Source organism: Streptomyces sp. NBC_01408 (assembly GCF_026340255.1).
Taxonomy (GTDB): domain Bacteria; phylum Actinomycetota; class Actinomycetes; order Streptomycetales; family Streptomycetaceae; genus Streptomyces.
In genome coordinates, this window is the sequence record NZ_JAPEPJ010000001.1 from 2,772,974 (window position 1) to 2,796,223 (window position 23,250).

The 23,250-nt window shown below is 72.9% G+C and carries 17 protein-coding genes and 1 pseudogene; 9 read left to right on the forward strand and 9 right to left on the reverse strand.

Annotated elements, in window-relative coordinates:
- The first annotated feature begins 48 nt into the window (after positions 1-48).
- Positions 49-873 carry a phosphatase gene (locus OG447_RS12650; protein WP_266936583.1) on the forward strand — a complete coding sequence of 275 codons (825 nt, stop codon included), beginning with the start codon at positions 49-51 and terminating at the stop codon, positions 871-873.
- A gap of 34 nt (positions 874-907) precedes the next feature.
- Positions 908-1,750 carry a DUF4253 domain-containing protein gene (locus OG447_RS12655; protein ID WP_266936584.1) on the forward strand — a complete coding sequence of 281 codons (843 nt, stop codon included), beginning with the start codon at positions 908-910 and terminating at the stop codon, positions 1,748-1,750.
- A 73-nt stretch (positions 1,751-1,823) separates the two neighbouring features.
- Here OG447_RS12655 and OG447_RS12660 read toward each other — a convergent pair whose 3' ends face one another.
- From OG447_RS12660 to OG447_RS12670, 3 genes are all read right to left on the reverse strand, one after another.
- Positions 1,824-2,702 (reverse strand): acyl-CoA thioesterase II, encoded by an 879-nt coding sequence (locus OG447_RS12660; RefSeq protein WP_266936585.1) that lies wholly within the window; start codon positions 2,700-2,702, stop codon positions 1,824-1,826.
- 39 nt (positions 2,703-2,741) lie between these two features.
- Positions 2,742-3,899, reverse strand: coding sequence for an acyl-CoA dehydrogenase family protein (locus OG447_RS12665; RefSeq protein WP_266936586.1), 1,158 nt, complete (start codon positions 3,897-3,899; stop codon positions 2,742-2,744).
- Between the two features lie 111 nt (positions 3,900-4,010).
- Positions 4,011-5,753, reverse strand: coding sequence for a PucR family transcriptional regulator (locus OG447_RS12670; protein ID WP_266936587.1), 1,743 nt, complete (start codon positions 5,751-5,753; stop codon positions 4,011-4,013).
- A gap of 117 nt (positions 5,754-5,870) precedes the next feature.
- On the opposite strand from OG447_RS12670, the gene speB reads away from it, so the two are divergent.
- Together speB and OG447_RS12680 are read left to right on the forward strand one after the other, a co-directional pair.
- Positions 5,871-6,836 (forward strand): agmatinase, encoded by a 966-nt coding sequence (speB, locus tag OG447_RS12675; RefSeq protein WP_266936588.1) that lies wholly within the window; start codon positions 5,871-5,873, stop codon positions 6,834-6,836.
- Between the two features lie 39 nt (positions 6,837-6,875).
- A complete protein-coding gene (locus tag OG447_RS12680) occupies positions 6,876-8,558 on the forward strand; it encodes a thiamine pyrophosphate-binding protein (protein ID WP_266936589.1) in 1,683 nt (560 codons plus the stop codon).
- A gap of 32 nt (positions 8,559-8,590) precedes the next feature.
- Here the strand turns inward: OG447_RS12680 and OG447_RS12685 are convergent, their stop codons facing one another.
- Positions 8,591-8,935: a helix-turn-helix domain-containing protein gene (locus OG447_RS12685; protein WP_266936590.1), complete on the reverse strand. Its 345-nt coding sequence runs from the start codon at positions 8,933-8,935 to the stop codon at positions 8,591-8,593.
- Positions 8,935-9,318, reverse strand: a complete 384-nt coding sequence (locus OG447_RS12690; protein ID WP_266936591.1) for a type II toxin-antitoxin system RelE/ParE family toxin — start codon at positions 9,316-9,318, stop codon at positions 8,935-8,937. The genes OG447_RS12685 and OG447_RS12690 overlap by 1 nt, the downstream gene beginning before the upstream one ends.
- A 234-nt stretch (positions 9,319-9,552) precedes the next feature.
- Between OG447_RS12690 and OG447_RS12695 the strand changes: the two genes are divergently transcribed.
- Positions 9,553-13,425, forward strand: a complete 3,873-nt coding sequence (locus tag OG447_RS12695; protein ID WP_266936592.1) for an ABC transporter ATP-binding protein — start codon at positions 9,553-9,555, stop codon at positions 13,423-13,425.
- A 25-nt stretch (positions 13,426-13,450) separates the two neighbouring features.
- Here OG447_RS12695 and OG447_RS12700 read toward each other — a convergent pair whose 3' ends face one another.
- A complete protein-coding gene (locus OG447_RS12700; protein WP_266936593.1) occupies positions 13,451-14,005 on the reverse strand; it encodes an EF-hand domain-containing protein in 555 nt (184 codons plus the stop codon).
- A 264-nt stretch (positions 14,006-14,269) separates the two neighbouring features.
- On the opposite strand from OG447_RS12700, the gene OG447_RS12705 reads away from it, so the two are divergent.
- Together OG447_RS12705 and OG447_RS12710 are read left to right on the forward strand one after the other, a co-directional pair.
- On the forward strand, positions 14,270-14,671 hold the full coding sequence (locus OG447_RS12705) for a hypothetical protein (protein ID WP_266936594.1): 402 nt from the start codon (positions 14,270-14,272) through the stop codon (positions 14,669-14,671).
- A gap of 84 nt (positions 14,672-14,755) precedes the next feature.
- Positions 14,756-16,189, forward strand: a complete 1,434-nt coding sequence (locus tag OG447_RS12710) for a S28 family serine protease (protein WP_266936595.1) — start codon at positions 14,756-14,758, stop codon at positions 16,187-16,189.
- Positions 16,190-16,273: 84 nt separating this feature from the next.
- Here the strand turns inward: OG447_RS12710 and OG447_RS12715 are convergent, their stop codons facing one another.
- Together OG447_RS12715 and OG447_RS12720 are read right to left on the reverse strand one after the other, a co-directional pair.
- On the reverse strand, positions 16,274-18,112 hold the full coding sequence (locus OG447_RS12715) for a glycoside hydrolase family 3 protein (protein WP_266936596.1): 1,839 nt from the start codon (positions 18,110-18,112) through the stop codon (positions 16,274-16,276).
- A 36-nt stretch (positions 18,113-18,148) separates the two neighbouring features.
- Positions 18,149-19,099, reverse strand: a complete 951-nt coding sequence (locus OG447_RS12720) for a LysR family transcriptional regulator (RefSeq protein WP_266936597.1) — start codon at positions 19,097-19,099, stop codon at positions 18,149-18,151.
- A gap of 100 nt (positions 19,100-19,199) precedes the next feature.
- Between OG447_RS12720 and OG447_RS12725 the strand changes: the two genes are divergently transcribed.
- The gene (locus tag OG447_RS12725; RefSeq protein WP_266936598.1) at positions 19,200-20,153 is read left to right on the forward strand and encodes an EamA family transporter; all 954 of its coding nucleotides are present in this window, start codon (positions 19,200-19,202) and stop codon (positions 20,151-20,153) included.
- On the opposite strand, the pseudogene OG447_RS12730 reads toward OG447_RS12725, so the two are convergent.
- Positions 20,104-20,595 (reverse strand): annotated as a pseudogene (locus tag OG447_RS12730) (GNAT family N-acetyltransferase); the annotation flags it as partial. The gene OG447_RS12725 and the pseudogene OG447_RS12730 overlap by 50 nt on opposite strands.
- 362 nt (positions 20,596-20,957) lie before the next feature.
- Between OG447_RS12730 and OG447_RS12735 the strand changes: the two are divergent.
- Complete coding sequence (locus OG447_RS12735; RefSeq protein WP_266936599.1) at positions 20,958-23,204, forward strand: ATP-dependent RecD-like DNA helicase; 2,247 nt, start codon at positions 20,958-20,960, stop codon at positions 23,202-23,204.
- The last annotated feature ends 46 nt before the right edge of the window (positions 23,205-23,250 follow it).

Consider the following 23,250-nt stretch of genomic DNA (forward strand, 5'->3'; position numbering starts at 1 on the left):
GTCCGTTGGGCGAAACGGGCGGGACGGCTCCGGCCGCGCGGCGGCAGAATGGGCCGCATGCCGAAGCCGATAGAGAAGCCTGCCCAGTCCGTTGAAACGCCGAGCCGCGCCGAACTCATCGACCACCTCGTCCGCACGCGGATCGCGGGGCAGGTCGCCACCCCGCGCGAGAACAACCTCTCCCACTACCGCAAGCTCGCCAACGGCGACCGGCACTACTGGCTCGGCCTGGAACTGGGCGACCGCTGGAGCGACGAGCAGGACGTGCTCGCCGTGATGGCGGAGCGCTGCGGGGTCGTGGACGACCCGGCCTACCGCTACGGCCAGGACACCATCGACCCCGAACTGACCGTGGCCGGCCTGGACCGGATGGCGGCGCGGCTGCGCAAGGCCGCGCTGGACCGGCAGAGCGTGCTCTTCGCCACCGGGCACCCGGGCGGCCTGCTGGACGTCCACCGGGCCACGGCGGCGGCCCTGCGCGCCGCGGGCTGCGAGATCGTGGTCATCCCGGGCGGGCTGACGGCGGACGAGGGCTCGGTGTGGCAGTTCGCGGACGTGGCCGTGCTGGAGCGGGGCGCGACCCTGTGGCACACCCATTCGCCGGAACCCATGGCCGCGATCCTGGACGGGCTGGCCGCGCTGGGCCGCCCCCAGCCCGAACTGGTCGTCGCCGACCACGGCTGGGCCGGCTGCGCGGCCCAGCGGGGTCTGGACGCGGTGGGCTACGCGGACTGCAACGACCCGGCGCTCTTCCTCGGCGAGGCCGAGGGAACCCTTCAGGTGGCGGTCCCCCTGGACGACCACGTCCGCGACCCGCGCCACTACGACCCGATGGTCGCCTACCTGCTCTCCGCGGCGGGCCTGCTGGGGTAACAGCCTTGTCAGTGGCGGCGGTTACGTTCGACTCATGCCGACCGAGCCGAAGCCGTACCACCCACTGTCCGTACTCGCCGACGATCCCCGGGGGCGCCGCCTGGGGCTGGAGCTGCCGCCGGGATCCCTGGTGGACCGCCCCGGAAGGCGGCCGGGGCGCACGCCGCTGCTGTGGATCTCAGACGGTCCCGTGGGCCCCGGCGTCCTCGCCGCGTACCGGAACCTCCCGGCCCTGGCCGCCGCGGGCCTCCAGGCGGTGCTGCTCCAGGACCGGAGCGGCCTGGAGACCTGGTGGGACGACAGGGACCTGGCCCCGGAGCGGATGTCCGACCCCGACGACCACCACGTCGAGCCGGTGCTGCGCGAGTTCTGGGGCGCCGTGGTCCCCGATCCCGAGGAGGGCGCGGAGGGCGCCGAGCTGATCGCCCCCTTCGGCCGGGACTGGCCGGGGCTGGCGGCGGCCGGAACCCCGGCGCGGGACCCGGAGGCGGCGGCCGGGGAACTGGCGGACGAGCTGATCCTCCAGGGCGTCCTCAAGAGCCCCCGGCTCGCACTGGTCCCCGCCGGCCGGGGCGCCGACGTCCTCGCCGCGATGGGCTGGTGCGGACCGCTGAACCACGAGAACGACGTGGCCCTCGTCAGTGCCGTCCTGCGCTCCTGGGAGGAGCGTTTCGGCGCCCGTGTCCTCGCCCTCGGCTTCGACGAGCTCCACGTCTCGGTGGCCGCCCCGCCCCGGACCACGGCCGAGGCCCTTCCCGTGGCCGCGGAGCACTTCGCCTTCTGCCCGGACAACGTCTGGCAGGGCTCCGGCAGCCTGCGCGCCTACACCGACGAGGCGGTCACCGGCAGCGGCCACTGGGCGTTCTGGTGGGACTGAGCGACTGAGCCCCTGGGCGGGAACCCCTGGGGGAGCCGCGTCCGCGGCCGGGCATGCCGCGCGGCAGGCCCGGTCAGCCGCGCGGGACGCGTACGACACCCTCCTGGATGACGGTCACGGCCAGGCGGCCGTCCTGGGTCCAGATGCGGGCCTGGCCCAGGCCCCGGCCCGCCGCCGCCGAGGGCGACTCCTGGTCGTACAGCAGCCACTCGTCCGCGCGGAACGGCCGGTGGAACCACATGGCGTGGTCCAGCGAGGCGCCGACCACGTCGCCGACCGCCCAGCCGCCCCGGCCGTGCGCGAGCAGCACCGAGTCCAGCAGGGTCATGTCGGAGACGTACGTGGCCAGGCAGGTGTGCAGCAGGGCGTCGTCGCGCTCCAGCTTGCCGGCCGTACGGAACCACACCTGGCAGCGCGGCTCCACCGGTTCGCCGATGCTGCCCCAGGGCGGGGTCGTGGCGTACCGCAGGTCCACCGCGCCGCGGGCCTCGATCAGCCGCTCCACGGTGCCCGGGTCGCGGAAGATCTCCCGGTACGCGGGCAGCGACTCGGCCGCGGTGGGCAGGGTCTCCGGATCCGGGGCCGGGGGCATGACGGCCTGGTGGTCGAGTCCCTCCTCGTACGTCTGGAAGGACGCGGAGAGGTGGAAGATCGGCTGGCCGTGCTGGACGGCGACGACCCGGCGCGTGGTGAAGGAGCGTCCGTCGCGGATCCGGTCGACCGAGTACACGATGGGCGCGCCCGTGTCCCCGGTGCGCAGGAAGTACGAGTGGAGCGAATGCGCGGTGCGGTCCGCGGGGACGGTCCGGCCCGCGGCGACCAGCGCCTGGGCCGCGACCTGACCGCCGAAGACACGCGGTACCAGCGAAGGGCGGCTGGTGCCGCGGAAGATGTTCTCCTCGATCTGCTCCAGGTCGAGCAGATCGAGGAGCGTCGTCAGTGCCTCGTTCATGGGGGAAGGCTAAGGGGGAGGGCGCGTGCCCCGAGTCCCTCAGAGACCCATCGACTTGGCGATGATGGACTTCATGACCTCGCTGGTGCCGCCGTAGATGCGGTTCACGCGGTTGTCGGCGTACAGGCGGGCGATCGGGTACTCGTTCATGTAGCCGTAACCGCCGTGCAGCTGGAGGCACTTGTCGATCACGCGGTGCGCGACCTCGGTGCAGAACAGCTTCGCGGAGGCGGCCTCGGCGGCGGTCAGCTCACCGGCGTCCAGGGCTTCCAGCGCGCGGTCGGCGACCGCCTCGGCGGCGTCCACCTCGGCCTGGCAGGCGGCCAGTTCGAACTTGGTGTTCTGGAAGTGCGCGACCGGCTTGCCGAAGACGGTGCGCTCCGTCACGTACTGCTGGGCGAACCGGATGGCGGCCTTGGCCTGCGCGTACGCGCCGAAGGCGATGCCCCAGCGCTCGGAGGGCAGGTTGGCGCCGAGGTAGTAGAAGCCCTTGTTCTCCTCGCCGAGCAGGTCCTCGACCGGGACCTTCACGTCGACGAACGCCAGCTCGGCGGTGTCGGAGGTGCGCAGGCCGAGCTTGTCCAGCTTGCGGCCGATGGAGTAGCCCTCGGACTTGGTGTCCACGGCGAAGAGGGAGATGCCGAAGCGGCGGTCCTGCTCGCTCGGGGCGGAGGTGCGGGCGCAGACGATCACGCGGTCGGCGTGCACGCCACCGGTGATGAAGGTCTTGGAGCCGTTGAGGACGTAGTGGGTGCCGTCCTCGGAGAGCTTGGCGGTGGTCTTCATGCCCGCGACGTCGGAGCCGGTGCCCGGCTCGGTCATCGCCAGGGCCCACATCTCCTCGCCGGAGACGAACTTCGGGAGGTAACGCTTCTTCTGCTCGTCGTCGGCGAGCATCTTGATGTAGGGGAGGGCGAGCAGCACGTGCACGCCGGAGCCGCCGAAGTTCACGCCCGCGCGCGAGGTCTCCTCGTAGAGCACGGCCTCGAACTTGTGCGTGTCCAGGCCCGCGCCGCCGAACTCCTCGGGGACGTTGATGCCGAAGACGCCCAGCTCGCCGAGCTGGTAGTAGAACTCGCGCGGCGCCTGCCCGGCCTGGAACCACTCGTCGTAGACGGGGACGACCTCGGCCTCGATGAAGGCGCGGATGGTCTCGCGGAACGCCTCGTGGTCCTCGTTGAAAACGGTACGGCGCACGGCCGCCTCCCTCGTTCGCCTGTCGTGCCCTGTCGCGCCCCGGTCCTGGCTAAGCGCTTGCTCAGATTAAGTTACCGGTGAGTTGTCCATCGTGTCCAGAGCCGGGACCGCTCAGCCCGACGAGGCGCCGGGGCCGGCCGGGGGCTCCCAGCGGAGTGCGAACCACAGTTCCATGCGGGTGTCCGGGTCGTCGAGGTCGGTGCCGAGGAGTGCGGCGGTGCGGGCGATGCGCTGGCGGACGGTGTTGCGGTGCACGCCGAGCGCGGCCGCGGTGCGGTCCCAGCTGCCGTGGTGGGCCAGCCATGCGCGCAGGGTCTCCCGCAGAGCCGGGCCGAGCGGGGCGAGCAGCGCACCGGCGTGCGCCCGGGCCTCCGCCGGGTCGAGGAGGGCGCCGAGGCCGCCGTCGGTGTGGCGGACCAGGGGGGTGCGGGCCGCTTCGGCGCGGTGCAGGGCCCGCCGGGCCTGGGTCGCGGCGGTCGGCAGCTCCCCGGGGGCCGCCGGGCCGCTGACCCCCAGCCGCCACCCGGGCTGCGGGCCGGGCTCCCGGTCGGTGAGCAGGCGTACGGAGTCCCCGTACGGGTCCAGCAGTACGGTGCCCAGCGCGGCCGCGAGGGCCTGCGGGTCGCCGGAGCCGTGGGCGAGCACGACGTGCCAGGGGCCTGGCGGCAGGGCGGCGGCCGGGTCGCGGTCGAGGAGCAGCCGGGTGAGGGCGGCGGCCTCTGTCCTGGCCGGACGGTGCGCGGTGAGCAGGGTCAGCAGCACCGCCGCGACGGAGGCGATGGTGTGGTCGCCGGGGGCGCGGGCCGGTGTGGCGAGGGCGAGGGCGTGGCCGCCGCCGACGGCGTAGGCGGCCAGGTGCGTGCCGCCGAGGGTGTCGGTGGCCGTGGTGACGGTGCCGGGTGCGACCCGGCGGGCCAGGGCCGCAACGGCGGCGAGCACGTCCGCGGCGGGCTCGGGGCCGGCGGCGGCGAGCGGGGCGGGCGGGGTGGCCGGGTCGGCCGGGGCGCCGGGGGCGGCCGGGGCGTTGGGTGGGGCGGTGCCCCGCCGGAGGGTCTCCTCGGCTCGCGCACTCGGGTCCGGCTGCGTGGGTGGGGGCTGGGTTGCGCGCTCGTCCTGCGGGGACCCTCCGGCGTGTCCCCACCCCACGGCCTGGCTTCGGGGGGTCGCCTGGGTTGCCGGGGCGGGTGGGGTGGTGCCCCGCCGGAGGGTCTCCTCGGCTCGCGCACTTGGGTCCGGCTGCGTGGGTGGGGGCTGGGTTGCGCGCTCGTCCTGCGGGGACCCTCCGGCGTGTCCCCGCCCCACGCTCTGGCTTCGGGGGGTCGCCTGGGTTGTTGTCGGGGCGAGGAGGGCGGTCCAGCCGCCCAGGGTTGTCGCCAGGCGGGACAGTACGGACTGGACCGGGTCGGGGCGGGCCGCGGCCGCCGCGAGGGACTGCTGGGCCTCGGTGACCCGGCGGAGCTCGCGCGTACGGGCCTCCGCCATCAGCCGCCAGACCGTACGGGCCACCGCGGTGAAGGGGGTCCCCGGCGGGACCTCCAGCAACGGCAGCCCGTACCGGTCGCACGCCTCGGCGAGGCCCGGCGGCACCCGTTCGTGCACGGGCGCCACGCCGAAGCCGAGCGCCGCCACCCCGGCCCCGGCGAGCCGGGCGACGTAGGCCTCGGCGTCGCCCGGGGCGGTGCCCGCCGTCAGGAGCAGCTCGCCTCCCAGCAGGTAGGGGGACGGGTCGGCCATCTCGGAGGCGTGCACCGCGTGCACCTCGGCTCCGGCGGGCCCCGCGAGGTGCGCCAGGCCCAGCTCGCGGTCGCGCAGCAGCGCGCCGAGCGGGACCGGCGGGGTGGGCGGGGCCTCCATGGATACTCCGTACAGATCGGGAATCGCCTATGGATAGAACGTACACTTCGCCGTCTTGTGGGCACCGGCTTACGCTCGAATCACCGCACTTGTAGGACCTTCAGAAGGGCACCCCCCATGAGCACGCAGCCGCGCGGCCCCGTCGACTCCTCCCGCATCCCGCGCTACGCGGGCCCCGCGACCTTCGCCCGGCTGCCCCGCCTCGACGAGGTCGGCTCCGCCGACGTCGCCGTCGTCGGCGTGCCCTTCGACTCCGGCGTCTCCTACCGCCCCGGTGCCCGCTTCGGCGGCAACGCCATCCGCGAGGCCTCGCGCCTGCTGCGCCCGTACAACCCGGCGCAGGACGCCTCCCCCTTCGCCCTCGCGCAGGTCGCCGACGCCGGCGACATCGCGGTGAACCCCTTCAACATCAACGAGGCCGTCGAGACGGTCGAGGCCGCCGCCGACGAGCTGCTCGGCGCGGGCTCCCGCCTGATGACCCTCGGCGGCGACCACACCATCGCCCTGCCCCTGCTGCGCTCCGTCGCCAAGAAGCACGGCCCGGTCGCCCTGCTGCACTTCGACGCGCACCTGGACACCTGGGACACCTACTTCGGTGCCGAGTACACCCACGGCACGCCGTTCCGCCGCGCCGTCGAGGAGGGCATCCTCGACACCGAGGCGCTCTCCCACGTCGGTACCCGCGGCCCGCTCTACGGCAAGCAGGACCTGGACGACGACGCCAAGATGGGCTTCGGCATCGTCACCTCCGCCGACGTCTACCGGCGCGGCGCCGACGAGGTCGCGGACCAGCTGCGCCAGCGCATCGGCGACCGCCCCCTCTACATCTCCATCGACATCGACGTGCTGGACCCGGCCCACGCGCCCGGCACCGGCACCCCCGAGGCGGGCGGCATGACCTCCCGCGAGCTGCTGGAGATCATCCGCGGTCTGTCCTCCTGCAACCTGGTTTCGGCGGACGTCGTCGAGGTCGCCCCGGCGTACGATCACGCCGAGATCACCTCGGTCGCGGCCTCGCACACCGCGTACGAGCTCACCACGATCATGAGCCGCCAGATCTCTGCCGCCAGGCAGAGTCGTTAAGCACAGCGCGGCGGCGAAGGCGAAGGGCAACCAAGCACCGTGACGCACGACCACGACCTGGTACTCCGTCCCACCGAGGCCCAGACGGCGGCCGCCCTCGCGCCGCCGCCGGGCCGCACGGGCGGGGACCTGGTCGTGGAGACGCTGCGTTCGCTCGGCACGACCACCGTCTTCGGCCTGCCCGGTCAGCACGCGCTGGCGCTCTTCGACGCGGTGGGCCGCTCCGACCTGCGGCTGATCGGCCTGCGGACGGAGAACAACGCAGGCTTCGCCGCCGACGCCTACGGCCGCATCACCGGCGAGGCCGTGCCCCTGCTGCTGTCGACCGGCCCGGGCGCCCTGATGGCCCTGCCGGCGCTGGCCGAGGCGGCGGCCGCGTCCGCGCCGGTGCTCGCGATCGCCTCCCAGGTACCGGTCGCGGGCCTGGGCGGCGGCCGCCGGGGTCATCTGCACGAGCTGCGCGACCAGGCGGCCTCCTTCCGGGACGTGGTCAAGTCCGTCCACGTGGCCCGCACCCCCTCCCAGATCCCCTCGGTGGTCGTCGAGGCCTGGGAGTCGGCGCTCACCGCCCCGCACGGCCCCGTCTGGGTGGAGATCCCCGAGGACGTCCTGCGGGCCGAGACCTTCATCCCGCAGGTCACCGGCATGGACGCGACCCCGCACGAGCTGGCTCCCCGGCCGGAGCTGACGGCGGTGGCCGCGCACTGGCTGGCGAAGGCCGCCCGCCCGGTGATCGTCGCGGGCGGCGGAGTCGTGCGCGCCGACGCAGCGGGCAAGCTCAAGCAGCTCGCCGAGCGGCTGAACGCGCCCGTGGTCACCACCTTCGGCGGCAAGGGCGCCTTCCCCTGGACCCACCCGCTCTCCCTCCAGTCCTGGCTGGAGGACCGCCACATGACCGACTTCCTGGAGGACGCGGACGTCCTGCTGGTCGTCGGATCGGGCCTGGGCGAGCTGTCCTCGAACTACCACACCTTCTTCCCGACCGGCCGGGTCATCCAGATCGAGGCCGACCTCGGCAAGCTGGAGTCCAACCACCCGGGGCTGGGCATCCACGCGGACGCCCGCCTGGCGCTCCAGGCCCTGCTGGAGACGGTCCCCGTACGCGAGGACCCGTACGCCCCCGACCGCGTCAAGCTGGTGCTCTCGGACATCGCCGAGCGGCTGTCCGGCCAGGACGTGGGCCTGGAGCAGCAGCTCCTCACCTCGATCCGCGCGGCCCTGCCCGCCCGCTCCCCGTCCTTCTGGGACATGACGATCCTGTCCTACTGGGCGTGGTCGGCCTTCGACGCCAAGCACCCCAACACCATGCACTCGGCCCAGGGCGCGGGCGGCCTCGGCTACGCTTTCCCGGCGGCCCTCGGCGCGTGCGTCGCGGAGCCCGGCACCCCGGTCCTGGCGGTCTCCGGCGACGGCGGCGCGATGTACTCGATCGCGGAGCTGGCCACGGCCCGCCAGCACGACCTGGACGTCACCTGGCTGATCGTGGACGACGGCGGCTACGGCATCCTGCGCGAGTACATGACGGACTCCTTCGGCCACGCCACGGGCACGGAACTCACCCGCCCCGACTTCGTCGCCCTGGCCGCCTCCTTCGGCGTCCCGGCGGCCACCACCACCCCGCAATCGCTGAAGGACGACCTGAAGAAGGCCCTCGCCACCCCCGGGCCCTCGCTGCTACTGCTCCCGGCCACGCTGAAGATGTTCGCCCCGACGCACCTCTGACTTCGGCATGTTCGGCGGTGCATGGAGCCGGCTCAGGCTGCCTCGTGCTCTTGTGCGGTGAATACGACCTGTGAGGTCTCCCCGACCAGCTTGAGGTTCAGCTCCGACTCCATGGCCCGCGCCAGCCGTGCCAACAGGGGCAAGGTCGGCACGGTCCCGCCCAGCTCCAGCTTGGAAACCTGCGGCTGCGTCATCCCGGCCCGCCGGGCCAGCTCGGTCTGCGAGATCCCGAGCTCGGTCCGCCGGTCGTGGACCGCCTGTCCGAGATCGAAGGCGAGCCGGATCTCCTCGCGCTGTCGCGTCACATCGGGGCTCTCGGAGAAACCTTGGGCGATCTTCTTGTCCCGGGCGAGCTTCCACTGTGCGTGGCTGGCCATTACGGCGCTCCGTCCTTTGTGTCGCGGGTGTAGATGTCGGTTGCCGGACCGTGCTCGGCCTTGCAGCGCTGTTTGGCGGCCTTGGCACGAATCACCTCACCATCTTCACGTTGCCGGGTCTTCCGAAAGACGGTCAGCAGAACGATCCGTCTTGCGGGGGCCAGCCAGTATGAAATGCGCACGGCGTCCCGACTACGCCCGATGCCGAACCGCAGTTCCCGTACTCCGTCTCCGAAATGGCGTGAGTACGGTTCGCCAAGGGTGGTCGGGCTGCCCAAGAGGAGCCCGACCGCGTGTTCTGCCACCAGGTAGTCCGCGTCGGATCGGTTCATCAGCCACAGCCGGACCTCCGGCTCGATCTCGATGTCGAATGGCTCATCCATACATCGGAACGTATAGATAGCTCAGTATATGGCGGCTGCGATGCGGATGGAATCCCTCGCGTGAGTGACGAACGCCTGCCAGGGTGACGGCGCTGTGGCGTGCTCCGTCCCCCGGGTGGGTCAGGCGGGCGTGCGTGGAGCCACGCAAACCCGTTCGATTGTTGTGTCGGGATGAAATCCGCCGGTCGGCGCGTTGGTGGAGGCGGCAGGACAAGACGAACGGGGAGGCACCACGTGGCGGCGGCGCAGACGGCGGCTGGGGAGAAACAGGGCTGGGGCAGGAGGCTCGCCGCCTACACCTGGCGGTACAAGGTCAACGTCCTGCTCGCACTCGGCTCCTCGCTGGCCGGCATGGCCGTCATGGCCCTCGTACCCCTGGTCACCAAGGTCATCATCGACGACGTCATCGGCGACCAGACAAAGCCCATGGGGCCCTGGGCCGGGATGCTCATAGCCGCGGCCCTCCTCGTCTACGTACTGACCTACATACGCAGGTACTACGGCGGGCGCCTCGCCCTCGACGTGCAGCACGACCTGCGCTCCGACATGTACGACACCATCGCCCGGCTCGACGGGCGGCGGCAGGACGAGCTGTCCACCGGGCAGGTCGTCGGGCGGGCGACCAGCGACCTCCAGCTGATCCAGGGCCTGCTCTTCATGATGCCGATGACCATCGGCAACTTCCTGCTCTTCGGGATATCCCTGGGCATCATGCTGTGGCTGTCGCCGCTGCTGACCCTCGTCGCCCTGCTCATGGCCCCGGCCCTCTGGTTCATCGCCAAGCGCAGCCGCAAGAAGCTCTTCCCCGCCACCTGGTACGCCCAGAGCCAGGCCGCCGCCGTCGCGGGCGTCGTCGACGGGGCCGTGACCGGCGTCCGCGTCGTCAAGGGCTTCGGCCAGGAGGAGCAGGAGACCGGCAAGCTGCGCGCCACCGGACGGCGGCTGTTCGCCGGACGGATGCGGTCCATCCGCCTCAACTCGCGGTACACCCCCGCGCTCCAGGCCGTACCCGCCCTCGGGCAGGTCGCCATCCTGGCCCTCGGCGGCTGGATGGCCACCAGGGGACAGGTCACCCTCGGCACCTTCGTCGCCTTCTCCACCTACCTCGCCCAGCTCGTCGGCCCCGTGCGCATGCTCGCCATGGTCCTCACCGTCGCGCAGCAGGCCCGCGCGGGCGTCGAGCGGGTCGTCGAGCTCATCGACACCGAGCCCGTCATCGCGGAGGGCACGCACACCCTGCCCGCCGACGCGCCCGCCACCGTCGAGTTCGACCGGGTCGGATTCGGGTACGACCCCGAGCGGCCCGTCCTCGACGGGTTCTCCCTGTCCGTCGCGGCAGGCGAGACCGTCGCCGTCGTGGGCTCCTCCGGCAGCGGAAAATCCACCCTCTCGCTGCTCCTGCCGCGCTTCTACGACGCCGACCGAGGCGCCGTCCGCGTCGGCGGGCACGACGTCCGCGACCTGACCTACGCCTCGCTGCGCGCCGCCATCGGGCTGGTCCCCGAGGACTCCTTCCTCTTCTCCGACACCATCCGCGCGAACCTCGCCTACGGGCACCCCGAGGCGACCGACGAACAGATCGAGGCCGCCGCCCGCGCCGCCCAGGCGGACGGCTTCATCCGGGACCTGCCCGCCGGCTACGACACCAAGGTCGGCGAACAGGGGCTCACCCTCTCCGGCGGCCAGCGCCAGCGCATCGCGCTCGCCCGCGCCCTCCTCACCGACCCGCGGCTGCTGCTCCTCGACGACGCCACCTCAGCCGTCGACGCCCGCGTCGAGCACGAGATCCACGAGGCGCTGCGGGCCGTCATGGCCGGCCGCACCACCGTGCTCATCGCCCACCGCCGCTCCACGCTCGCCCTGGCCGACCGGATCGCCGTACTCGACCGCGGGCGGCTCGCCGACATCGGCACACACGAGGAGCTGGAGCGCCGCTCCGCCCTGTACCGCAGGCTGCTCACCGACCCCGACGCCCTCGGGGTCGCCTCGCCGCGGACCCCCGAGGCGCTGCCGATGGAGGAGTTCGAGCGGGACGTAGAGCGGGACCGCGCGCAGGAACTGGAACGGGACATCGAACTCGAAGCCGAGATCGACTCCGAGCCGGTCAACGCCAAGCGCAGGGTCGCGGGCGGGATCACCCCCGAGCTGTGGCGGCGCCAGGAGGAGCGCGCCGGAGCCGCCGCCCCGGGCGCTGCGGCCACCACCACGGCCGGCCTGAGCGGTGCCCCCGGGCACTCCATGGCAGGGTCCGTCGCCGGGATGCCCGCCACCCCCGAACTGCTCGCGCAGGTGGCCGCGCTGCCGCCCGCCGACGACACGCCCGACGTGGACGAGACGAGGGCCGCGGCCGCCGAGGAGAGCTACGGCCTGCGCCGGCTGCTGGGCGGCTTCTGGGCGCCCCTCGCGATCAGCCTCGGCCTCGTCGCCGCCGACGCGGGCGCCGGGCTGCTCCTGCCGATCCTGATCCGTTACGGCATCGACCAGGGCGTCGAACAGGCCGCCCTCGGCGCCGTCTGGGCGGCCGCCGCCGTGGCCCTCGCCGTCGTCATCGGGCAGTGGGCCGCACAGTTCGCCGAGACCCGGATGACGGGCCGGACCGGCGAGCGCGTCCTGTACTCCCTCCGCGTCAAGATCTTCGCCCAGCTCCAGCGGCTCGGACTCGACTACTACGAGCGCGAACTGACCGGCAAGATCATGACCCGGATGACCACGGACGTGGACGCCCTGTCCACCTTCCTGCAGACCGGACTCGTCACCGCCGTCGTCTCCGTCTTCACCTTCTTCGGCATCCTCGTCGCGCTGCTCGTCCTCGACGCCGAGCTCGCGCTGATCGTCTTCGCCACCCTCCCGGTGTTGGTGATCGGCACGATCGTGTTCCGCCACAAGTCGGTCGCCGCCTACGAACTCGCCCGCGACCGGGTCAGCCTCGTCAACGCCGACCTCCAGGAGTCCGTCGCCGGGCTCCGCATCGTGCAGGCCTTCCGCCGCGAGCGCTCGGGCGCCACCCGCTTCGCGGAGCGCAGCGACTCCTACCGCCAGGCCCGCGTCCGCGGCCAGTGGCTCATATCGGTGTACTTCCCCTTCGTCCAGCTGCTGTCCTCCGGAGCAGCGGCGGCCGTGCTGATCGTCGGCGCGGGCCGGGTGGAGGCCGGAACCCTCACCACCGGCGCGCTGGTCGCCTACCTGCTCTACATCGACCTGTTCTTCGCCCCGGTGCAGCAGCTCTCCCAGGTCTTCGACGGCTACCAGCAGGCCACCGTCTCCCTCGGCCGGATCCAGGGGCTGCTGCGCGAGCCCACGACCACCCCGCGTCCGGAGCACCCGCGCGCACTGCCGGAGCTGCGCGGCGAGATCGCCTTCGAGGACGTCCGCTTCCAGTACGGCACCGCCGAGGAGCGGGGGGCGAAGGGGGAGGCGCTGGCCGGCATCAGCCTGCGCATACCCGCCGGGCAGACCGTCGCCTTCGTCGGCGAGACCGGAGCGGGCAAGTCCACGCTGGTCAAGATGGTGGCCCGGTTCTACGACCCGACCTCCGGCCGGATCACCGCCGACGGCGCCGACCTGCGGGAGCTGGACCTGACGGCGTACCGCCACCGGCTCGGGGTCGTCCCCCAGGAGTCCTACCTCTTCCCGGGGACCGTCCGCGACGCCATCGCCTACGGGCGGCCCGAGGCGAGCGACGCCGAGGTGGAGGCCGCCGCCCGCGCGGTCGGCGCCCACGACATGATCGCCACCCTCGACGGCGGCTACCTGCACACCGTCGCCGAGCGCGGCCGCAACCTCTCCGCCGGGCAGCGCCAGCTGATCGCGCTCGCCCGCGCCGAACTCGTCGACCCGGACGTGCTGCTCCTCGACGAGGCCACCGCAGCCCTTGACCTGGCCACCGAGGCCCAGGTCAACCAGGCCACCGACCGGCTCGCGGGCAAGCGGACCACCCTGGTGGTCGCCCACCGGCTGACCACCGCCGCCCGCGCCGACCGGGTCGTGCTCATGGACCGCGGCCAGGTCGTGGAGGACGGCACCCACGCCGAACTCCTGGCCCGCGACGGCCGGTACGCCGAGCTGTGGCGCACCTTCGCGGGAGAGGACGAGCGCGCCGCGGCCTGACGGGCGGACGGCCGCGGCCCGTGGCTCAGAGTTCGCCGAAGAGCAGGTTGCCCGGGGCTTCCTCGTCGGTGCCCGTGTAGTACTCGCGGACGGCGGCGAGGAGTTCGTCCACGGACAGGGTGCCGTCCCCGTCCGTGTCGATCCGGCGGAAGAGGGTCTCCGTGTCGGTGAAGCTCAGCCTCGTGTCGAAGGCCTCCTGGCCCTTGTGGAACTCCTCCGGGCTGATGCGGCCGTCGCCGTCGGTGTCGACGACCGTCAGGAAGGCCTCCATCATCGGCCGGAACGAGCGGTCGTAGGCGGGCCCGCCGTCCGCGTAGAGCCGGGTCATGCCCAGCTTGTACTCCTCGGGCGTGACCTTGCCGTCCCGGTCGAGGTCCAGCTCGGTGAAGAGCTCCTGCCAGAAGCCGACCAGACCGGTCATCACCTGCGTGGCCTTCGGCGAGTCGGCGGGCTCGGCGAGGGCCGACAGCAGCCGGGACCCGAGCGCGATGATGTCGTGCTCGTCGATGCCCCCGCTTCCGTCGGCGTCCAGGTGCGTGAAGGCGCGCTCCAGCTTGCGGTCGAGGAGGTCGGTCGTCATATGAGGTGCCTTTCGCGGCTACGGTGAGCGGATCGCTGGTCACCTAGCGTAGTGGCCCGGTCGATCGTGAACTCCCCTTCTCCCCGGGGGAGTCGTGGATGCACTCGTACGGGGCGGGGGCGGCCGGTGCGGGTGTGCGACCCGTCGCGGACCGGTACGCGACGGGGGTGACCGCCCGGGTCCTTGCGCGCCGCAACCTTCGGGGCGGGTGCGGGCGTCGTACGTGCGTGCGTTCGTTGTGCGTACGACCGATCGGGGGGCAGGGTGGTTCAGGGGCGGAAGGGGCGCGGCCGGCGGATCGCGGTCCTGGGGGTGTTCGGGGCGGCGCTGTGGCTCGGCGTCGGCGGGCTGTTCCCGGCTCCGGCCGCGCAGGCCGCGGCGGGGGGCTGCGCGGGGCGGCTGGCCAAGACCCTGCCGTTCGCGACGGGTGAGGTGCGCGTGTACAAGAGCCGCACCCGGGCCTGCGCGGTGACGGTGGCCCGCGGGCCCGGGGAGCGGCGGCAGATGACGGTGAGCATCCAGCCGCGCGGCGGGGTCCCCGTCCGCGACTCCGGGCGATTCACCCGATATGCCGGGCCTGTCATGGTCGGTGCGATCAGCCGCTGTGTGTATGTAAAGGGGGACGTGGGCGGCGGATCGGCTGATTCCGGCTGGATCCTGTGCTGAGGGTGCGACCCAACTAGGTCTGTTCAGCAGCGTGTTGGCCCGGCTAGGTTCACGGCGACCGAAGTGAACTCAAGGGGAGGGTGAATGCGCAAGACGCTCGGATGGCTGCTGTCGCTCGTGGTGCTGATCGGCACCATGGGCGCGGCCGGCTCCACGGCACATGCGGCCACCGCCGCAGGGCCGGCGGCCGCCACGGACATCAAGGACCAGATCCTCGGCATTCCCGGGATGAGCCTGATCGAGGAGAAGCCGTACCCCGGCTACCGCTTCTTCGTACTGAACTACGAGCAGCCGGTCGACCACCGGCAGCCGTGGAAGGGCACCTTCAAGCAGCGCATGACCCTGCTGCACAAGGACGTCTCGCGGCCGACGGTCTTCTTCACCTCCGGCTACAACGTCAACACCAACCCGCGCCGCAGTGAGCCGACGACCATCGTCGACGGCAACCAGGTGTCCATGGAGTATCGGTTCTTCACACCCTCCCGGCCCGACGCGGCCAACTGGGCGAACCTGGACATCTGGCAGGCCGCCAGCGACCAGCACCGCATCTTCGCCGCCCTGAAGAAGATCTACACCAAGAACTGGCTGGCCACGGGCGGCAGCAAGGGCGGTATGACGGCGACCTACTACGAGCGCTTCTACCCGCGCGACATGGACGGCGTCGTCGCGTACGTCGCGCCCAACGACGTCGTCAACAACGAGGACTCGGCCTACGACCGGTTCTTCGCCAAGGTCGGCACCAAGGAGTGCCGCGACAAGCTGAACGCGGTGCAGCGCGAGGCGCTCGTACGCCGCGAGCCGCTGGAGGCCAAGTACGCGGTCGCCGCCGCCGAGAACGGCTGGACCTTCACCACCGTCGGTGACCTCGACAAGGCCTACGAGGCCGTCGTGCTCGACTACGTGTGGGCCTTCTGGCAGTACAGCCTGCTCGCCGACTGCGCCGCCGTCCCGGCCGCCGCCACCGCCACGGACCAGGAGATCTGGGACACGATCGACGCGATCTCCGGCTTCTCCGCCTACGCCGACCAGGGCCTGGCGACGTACACCCCGTACTACTACCAGGCGGGCACCCAGCTCGGCTCTCCGGACATCAAGCAGCCGCACCTCAAGGGCCTGAGCCGCTACGGCTACCAGCCGCCGCGCAACTTCGTGCCCCGCGACATCCCCATGACCTTCCAGCCGGGAGCCATGAAGGACATCGACACCTGGGTGCGCGACAACGCGAACCAGATGCTGTTCGTGTACGGGCAGAACGACCCCTGGGGCGCCGAGCCGTTCCACCTCGGCTACGGGGTCCGCGACAGCCACGTCATGACCGCGCCGGGCGCCAACCACGGAGCCAACGTCGCCCAGCTGCTCGACGGCGAGAAGGACCTCGCGACCGCCAGGATCCTGAAGTGGGCCGGGGTCGCCCCGGCCGCCGCGCTCGCCGACGCAGGCAAGGCGGCGCCGCTGGCGGCGCCGGACGCGCAGCTCGACCAGCGCGACCTGGAGCGCGAGCCGCAGCTGCGGCCGTAGCGCCTCCCCGTCGGGCCGCGGGTTAGGGGGTGTCCGGTGGATCGGGGCGGGCCGGGCCCGGCCTTGATCCACCGGACACCCCCCCTAGTACGTCAGCCCGTGGCCCAGCGGGTAGCGGCCCGGGACGGGGACCGGGAGGCGGCCCGAGGGGCGCACCGCCCCGGTCAGCACCCGGGCCGCCGCCCGCATCTCCACATCCGTCCAGGAGTACGTCGCCAGCTCCGCCGCGCACTGTGGCAGCCGGGCCGGGTCGTACGGGTTGCGGACCGCCACGACGACCACCGGCACCCCGGTGGCCAGCAGTTCCGTGACCAGCTTGCGCTGGGGGCTGTCCCCCTCGGGGACGTTGTACGTGCACACCAGGACCGCCGCGTGGCCGGGCGCCTCGGCCGCCGCGCGGGCCGGCGGCGCCGCCGTGGCCCGGCAGCCCAGGGCGGTCAGCTCCCGGGCCAGTACGGCCGTAGGGGGCCCCGTCGTACCGCTGGGGGACGCCGGGTCGGTCCCGGTGACCAGCAGCCGGGGGCCCGCCGCCGCGTCCAGCGGGAGCAGCTTCACCGGATTGGCCAGCAGGGTCGTCGTACCGGCCGCGATCTCGTCGGCCGCGGCCAGGTGCTCCGGGATGCCGACCGACCGGTCCACCCCTTCCGCCGTGGGCCGCGCCTCCTCGAACAGGCCCCGGCGGGCCTTCAGTTCCAGGATGCGCAGCACCGACTCCTCGATGCGCTCCTCCGTCAGCTCGCCCGCCTCGACGGCGGCCAGCACACTGCGGTGCGCGAGCCCCAGGTCCGGCGGGTTCAGCAGCTGGTCGCAGCCCGCCTTCAGGGCCAGTACGGGCACCCGGTCGTCCCCGTACTTCTGGCGGACCCCGGCCATGTCGAGGGCGTCGGTGACCACCACCCCCCGGAAGCCCAGGCGTTCGCGCAGGATGCCGGTGACGATCGGCCGCGAGAGGGTCGCCGGGTCCCCCGAGGGATCCAGCGCGGGGAAGACGATGTGCGCCGTCATGACGGCGTCCACGCCCGCCTCCACCGCGGCCCGGAAGGGCGGCTCGTCCAGCTCCTCCCATACGGCGCGGGTGTGCCGCATCACCGGCAGACCGACGTGGCTGTCGGTCTCGGTGTCCCCGTGGCCGGGGAAGTGCTTGGCGGTGGCGGCCACCCCGGCGCCCTGGTAGCCGCGGACCTGGGCGTCGACCAGCGCCGCCACCGCGCGCGGGTCCGAGCCGAAGGAGCGGACACCGATGACCGGATTGGCGGGATTGACGTTGACGTCGGCCACCGGCGCGTAGTCCTGCCGGATGCCCATGGCGGCCAGTTCGGTGCCCGCGATGCGCGCGGCCCGGCGGACCTCGCCGGTGGACCCGGCCGCGCCGTGCAGCGCGCCCAGGGCCATCGCTCCCGGGAACAGGGTGGCGGGCCTGCCGATCCGGGCGATGATGCCGTGCTCCTGGTCGGTGGAGAGCAGCAGCGGGACCCGCGGGCCGCTGTCCAGGGCGGCCCGCTGGAGGCCGGCCGAGAGCTCGGCGATCTGGTGCGGGGTACGGGTGTTGTGGGCCCAGGCGAAGTAGATGATCCCGCCGAGGTGGTAGCGGGAGACCAGCTCGGCCGCGGTGCGCACCCCGAACAGCTCCAGGTTCTTCTGGGCGTCCGCCGCATCGGGATCGGTCGCCGAATGCCCGTAGGCCCGGGAGACGAAGAGCTGCCCGACCTTCTCGGCCAGGCTCATCCCCTCCACCAGGCGGCGCAGCCGGGCCCGGTCGGGCCGGTGGCCCGGACGGTCCAGGGGGTCCCGGCCGGGGTTGCGCGAGTCGTCGGGAACGGGCGCGGGGCGGCCCCCCATGACGGCGGAGGCGGCCCCGGCGGCCGTGACGGCGGCCAGGGCGGCCACGGCGAGCAGGGTCCGGCGGGAGGCTTCGTACGGCACGCGCCGGACCCTACTGCGGGGCCGGGCCCCGAGGCGTCAAGGACACTCGGGGGGTCCCCCGGAAGTGGGCCCCGGCCGGGGCGGCTCCGGCTGCCCGGCCCAGTGCTCCTGAAGGGCCCGTACGGCCTCGGTGATCGCCGGGCGGCGGGCCGCTCCGGTCCGCCACAGGGCGTACAGCCGCCGTACGGGGCCCGGCTCCAGGCGGACGGCCACCGCTCCGGGCGGCAGCGCGCCGGTGCCCAGCCGGGGGACGACCGCCACCCCGAGCCCGGCGGCGACCAGCGCGACGACGGTGTGGTTCTCCTCGGCCACGTGCGCGATGTCGGGTTCGAAGCCGGCCGTGCGCAGGGTCCGCACCAGCCAGTCGTGGCAGACCCGGCCGGGCGGCGGGCACACCCAGCGCTGGCCGCCGAGCTCGGCCCGGCTGACGACCCGCCGAGTGGTGAAGGGATGCCCGGCCGGGACCACCAGGTCGCACAGGTCGTCCCCGATCACCGCCTGCTCGATCCCCTCCGGCGCCGGCAGGGGGGCGATGTCCCAGTCGTGGGCCACCGCCAGATCGGTGACGCCGCGGGCCACCAGGTCCACGGACAGGTGGGGGTCCACCTCTGTGAGCCGTACGTCCAGCGCCGGATGACGGCGGGCCAGGTCGGCCAGCACGCCCGGCAGCAGCCCGCGAGCCGCCGAGGCGAACGCGGCCACCGTCAGCAGGCCGCTCGGCTGCCCGCGCCGCTCCTCCAGGGTGGTCTCGGCGCGCTCGACGATGGCCAGCAGCTCCTGGGCCGTGTCCGCCAGGTGCCGGGCCTCCTCGGTCAGCGCGACACCCCGGCCCCGCCGCTCCAGCAGGGTGGTCCGGGTCTCCCGCTCCAGCTTGGCGATCTGCTGCGAGACCGCGGAGGGGGTGTAGCCGAGGGCGGCCGCCGCGCCCGCGACCGAACCGTGGACGGAGACGGCGTGCAGGGCGCGCAGCCGGGCGAGGTCGAGCATGGATCCATCGTGGCAGCCGCCCCACCCGTAAGCAATGCTTCATCCATCCCGGAAGAGATCCGCGCTGGTGCTTCATCGTCGGGGGGCCGATGCTCGGAGCATGCGTCCCGTACACACCGCACTCGCCGTGCTCGTCGCCGCCGTCTGGGGCTTCAACTTCGTCGTCATCGAGATCGGGCTCGGCCACTTCCCGCCGCTGCTGCTGTCCGCCCTGCGCTTCCTCGTCGCGGCCCTGCCCGCGGTGTTCCTCGTCGGGCGCCCCAAGGTCGCCTGGAAGTGGATCCTCGGGGTTGGCACGGTCCTCGGCATCGCCAAGTTCGGGCTGCTGTTCACCGGCATGGACGCCGGGATGCCGGCCGGGCTGTCCTCCCTGGTGCTCCAGGTCCAGGCCGTCTTCACCGCCGTCCTCGCGGCGGTGCTGCTGCGCGAGCGGCCCGGCCGGGTCCGGGTGCTCGGCATGGGCGTGGCCCTCGCGGGGATCGCCGTGGCCGCCGTGGGCGGGGGGACCTCCGGGCCGGTGCTCGGCTTCGCGCTGGTCGTCGCGGCCGCCGCCTGCTGGGGCGTCTCCAACGTCCTGACCCGCAAGGCCTCCCCGCCCGACGCGCTGAACTTCATGGTCTGGGTCTGCACGGTCCCGGTGCTGCCGCTGCTCGCGCTCTCGCTGCTGCTGGAGGGGCCCGAGCGGGACCTGGCCGCGCTGCGCGCCCTGGACTGGTCCGGGCTCGCCGTCATCGGGTACGTCGCCTGGGTGTCCACAGTGTTCGGCTTCGGCGCCTGGGGGTACCTGCTGCGCCGCTACCCGGCCTCCGCCGTGGCCCCGTTCTCGCTGCTGGTGCCGGTGTTCGGGATGTCCTCGGCGGCCCTGGTGCTGGGGGAGCAGGTCTCGGGCACGCGCTGGCTCGCGGCGGTGCTCCTGGTCGGGGGCGTGGCGCTCACCTCGCTGGGGGGCGGCTCGCGCCCGACAGCCGCGCGCGCCCCGAACCGTACGGGGGTCGGTTCGGGCGTCAGTGCGCAGAGCCCTCCTGCAGCGGCAGCCGCCAGTCCTGCCCCGTGAGGGTGACCCCGTACGAGCGGTGGGGGCGCTCGGCGACCAGGGTGAAGCCCGCCCGCAGGTACAGGGAACGGGCCTCGTGCAGTACGTCGTTGGTCCACAGCACCAGCTCGCGGTAGCCCACCGAGCGGGCGAAGGCGACGACCGCGTCGACGAGGCGGGTGCCGATGCCGTGGCCCCGGCCCGCCGGGTCCACCAGCAGCAGCCGCAGCCGGGCGGTGCCCGGCGCGCCGTCCTCGCGCACGCACATCACCGAGCCGACCGGCCGGCCGTCCAGCTCGGCGATCCAGACGCGTTCCAGGTACGGGTCGTGGTCCTCGGCGAAGTCCGCGACGATCCGGGCCACCAGGCCCTCGAACTCGGCGTTCCAGCCGTACTCGGCGGCGTAGAGCGCCCCGTGCGCCTGCACGATCCAGCCCAGGTCGCCGGGCTCGGGATCGCGCAGCCGCACCGCTGCTGCCTCGGGCGTGTCCATGACCTCCGAGGATAGCCCGCTACTTCTTCGAAGATTCACTCATGTCCGAAACGCTGCTTCCGTGCCGATTCACCGGCACCTTGGGTAGGCGTTTGGTAACGGAAAAGTAAATCTGTAGATCGGAGTGCAACCCTCCGCGGGCGTGGAGGGTCGTATGTTGCGTCGGGACTTCCGGGAGGGGATCTGGGGGGATCGGGAAGTCCGGCACGGGAGGGGTAACCGTGAGGGGGTCCGGCCGCGAGGCCGGACCCCCTTTGGTCCTTGCACGGGGCGCGTCACCGCTTTGTCCACAGGCCCGCCGCGCTGTCGGCGCCGCACGGTAGCTTCGTGCCATGGCAACCGACGGGGCGATGCAACAGGCCGTGGTGGAGGGGGTGCTCGAGCGCATCACCTACGCCAACGAGGACAGCGGCTACACGGTCGCGCGCGTCGACACCGGCCGCGGCAGCGGCGACCTCCTCACCGTCGTCGGCGCCCTGCTCGGCGCGCAGCCCGGCGAATCGCTGCGCATGGAGGGCCGCTGGGGCTCCCACCCGCAGTACGGCAAGCAGTTCACGGTGGAGAACTACCGCACCGTGCTCCCCGCCACCATCCAGGGCATCCGGCGCTACCTCGGTTCCGGCCTGATCAAGGGCATCGGCCCGAAGATCGCCGACCGGATCGTGGAGCACTTCGGCACCGACACCCTCGACGTGATCGAGAGCGAGCCCAAGCGGCTGATCGAGGTACCCGGGCTGGGCCCCAAGCGGACGAAGCTGATCGGGGCCGCCTGGGAGGAGCAGAAGGCCATCAAGGAGGTCATGGTCTTCCTCCAGGGCGTCGGCGTCTCCACCTCCATCGCCGTCCGCATCTACAAGAAGTACGCCGATGCCTCCATCGCGGTGGTGAAGAACCAGCCCTACCGGCTCGCCGCCGACGTCTGGGGCATCGGCTTCCTCACCGCCGACCGGATCGCCCAGGCAGTCGGGATCCCGCACGACAGCCCGGAACGGGTCAAGGCCGGGCTCCAGTACGCCCTGTCCCAGTCCACCGACCAGGGCCACTGCTTCCTGCCCGAGGAGCGGCTGATCGCCGACGGGGTCAAGCTGCTCCAGGTGGACACCGGCCTGGTGATCGACTGCCTGGCGGAGCTCGCCGCCGATCCGGAGGGGGTCGTACGGGAGCGGGTGCCGGATCCGCAGGGCGGCCCGGACCCGCTGACCGCCGTCTACCTGGTGCCCTTCCACCGGGCCGAACTGTCGCTGGTGGGCCAGGTGCGCCGGCTGCTGCACGCCGAGGACGACCGGATGCCCGCCTTCCAGGACGTGGACTGGGACAAGGCGCTGGGCTGGCTCGCCGGGCGGACCGGGGCGAAACTCGCCCCCGAGCAGCGGGACGCGGTCCGCCTCGCGCTCACCCGCCGGGTCGCCGTCCTCACCGGCGGGCCGGGCTGCGGCAAGTCCTTCACCGTCCGCTCGATCGTGGAGCTGGCCCGGGCCAAGAAGGCCAAGGTGGTCCTCGCCGCGCCCACCGGGCGGGCGGCGAAGCGGCTGTCCGAGCTCACCGGGGCGGAGGCCTCCACGGTGCACCGGCTGCTGGAGCTCAAGCCCGGCGGGGACGCGGCGTACGACCGGGACCGTCCGCTGGACGCCGACCTGGTCGTGGTCGACGAGGCCTCGATGCTGGACCTGCTGCTGGCCAACAAGCTGGTCAAGGCCGTGGCGCCGGGCGCGCACCTGCTGCTGGTCGGGGACGTGGACCAGCTGCCGTCCGTCGGCGCCGGGGAGGTGCTGCGGGACCTGCTGGCCGAGGGCGGCCCGGTGCCCGCGGTCCGGCTGACCCGGATCTTCCGGCAGGCCCAGCAGTCGGGCGTCGTCACCAACGCCCACCGGATCAACACCGGTGTGCCGCCGATCACCGACGGGCTGCCGGACTTCTTCCTCTTCCCCGAGGAGGACACCGAGGAGGCCGGGCGGCTCACCGTCGACGTGGCCGCCCGCCGGATCCCGGCCAGGTTCGGGCTCGACCCGCGCCGGGACGTCCAGGTGCTCGCACCCATGCACCGCGGCCCGGCGGGCGCCGGAAACCTCAACGGCCTCCTCCAGCAGGCCATGACCCCGGCCCGGCCGGACCTGCCGGAGAAGCGCTTCGGCGGCCGGGTCTTCCGGGTGGGCGACAAGGTGACCCAGATCCGGAACAACTACGAGAAGGGGGCCAACGGCGTCTTCAACGGCACCGTCGGCGTGGTCACCGGCCTCGACCTGGACGAACAGCGCCTGACGGTACGGACGGAGGAGGACGAGGAGATCGGCTACGAGTTCGCGGAGCTCGACGAGCTGGCCCACGCGTACGCCGTCACCATCCACCGTTCCCAGGGGAGTGAATATCCGGCAGTGGTGATCCCCGTCACCACCGGGGCTTGGATGATGCTCCAGCGGAATCTCCTCTACACGGCGGTGACCCGGGCGAAGAAACTGGTCGTCCTCGTCGGGTCCCGTAAAGCCCTCGGCCAGGCTGTGCGTACGGTTTCTGCAGGCAGGAGGTACACGGCGGTGGCGCCCAGGCTGTCCGGCCGGATACCGGTGGGAAACATCACCTAGATGATCGATCATTTGGGGTTCCACCACCGGTGCGGAGGGGGCAGGA

Excerpts from the sequence above, each read along its gene's own strand:
- OG447_RS12650 (WP_266936583.1), top strand. The coding sequence starts at position 49 with ATGGGCCGCATGCCGAAGCCGATAGAGAAGCCTGCCCAGTCCGTTGAA.
- OG447_RS12655 (WP_266936584.1), top strand. The coding sequence starts at position 908 with ATGCCGACCGAGCCGAAGCCGTACCACCCACTGTCCGTACTCGCCGAC.
- OG447_RS12660 (WP_266936585.1), bottom strand. The coding sequence starts at position 2,702 with ATGAACGAGGCACTGACGACGCTCCTCGATCTGCTCGACCTGGAGCAG.
- OG447_RS12670 (WP_266936587.1), bottom strand. The coding sequence starts at position 5,753 with ATGGAGGCCCCGCCCACCCCGCCGGTCCCGCTCGGCGCGCTGCTGCGC.
- speB (WP_266936588.1), top strand. The coding sequence starts at position 5,871 with ATGAGCACGCAGCCGCGCGGCCCCGTCGACTCCTCCCGCATCCCGCGC.
- OG447_RS12685 (WP_266936590.1), bottom strand. The coding sequence starts at position 8,935 with ATGGCCAGCCACGCACAGTGGAAGCTCGCCCGGGACAAGAAGATCGCC.
- OG447_RS12690 (WP_266936591.1), bottom strand. The coding sequence starts at position 9,318 with ATGGATGAGCCATTCGACATCGAGATCGAGCCGGAGGTCCGGCTGTGG.
- OG447_RS12700 (WP_266936593.1), bottom strand. The coding sequence starts at position 14,005 with ATGACGACCGACCTCCTCGACCGCAAGCTGGAGCGCGCCTTCACGCAC.
- OG447_RS12710 (WP_266936595.1), top strand. The coding sequence starts at position 14,756 with ATGCGCAAGACGCTCGGATGGCTGCTGTCGCTCGTGGTGCTGATCGGC.
- OG447_RS12720 (WP_266936597.1), bottom strand. The coding sequence starts at position 19,099 with ATGCTCGACCTCGCCCGGCTGCGCGCCCTGCACGCCGTCTCCGTCCAC.
- OG447_RS12725 (WP_266936598.1), top strand. The coding sequence starts at position 19,200 with ATGCGTCCCGTACACACCGCACTCGCCGTGCTCGTCGCCGCCGTCTGG.
- OG447_RS12735 (WP_266936599.1), top strand. The coding sequence starts at position 20,958 with ATGGCAACCGACGGGGCGATGCAACAGGCCGTGGTGGAGGGGGTGCTC.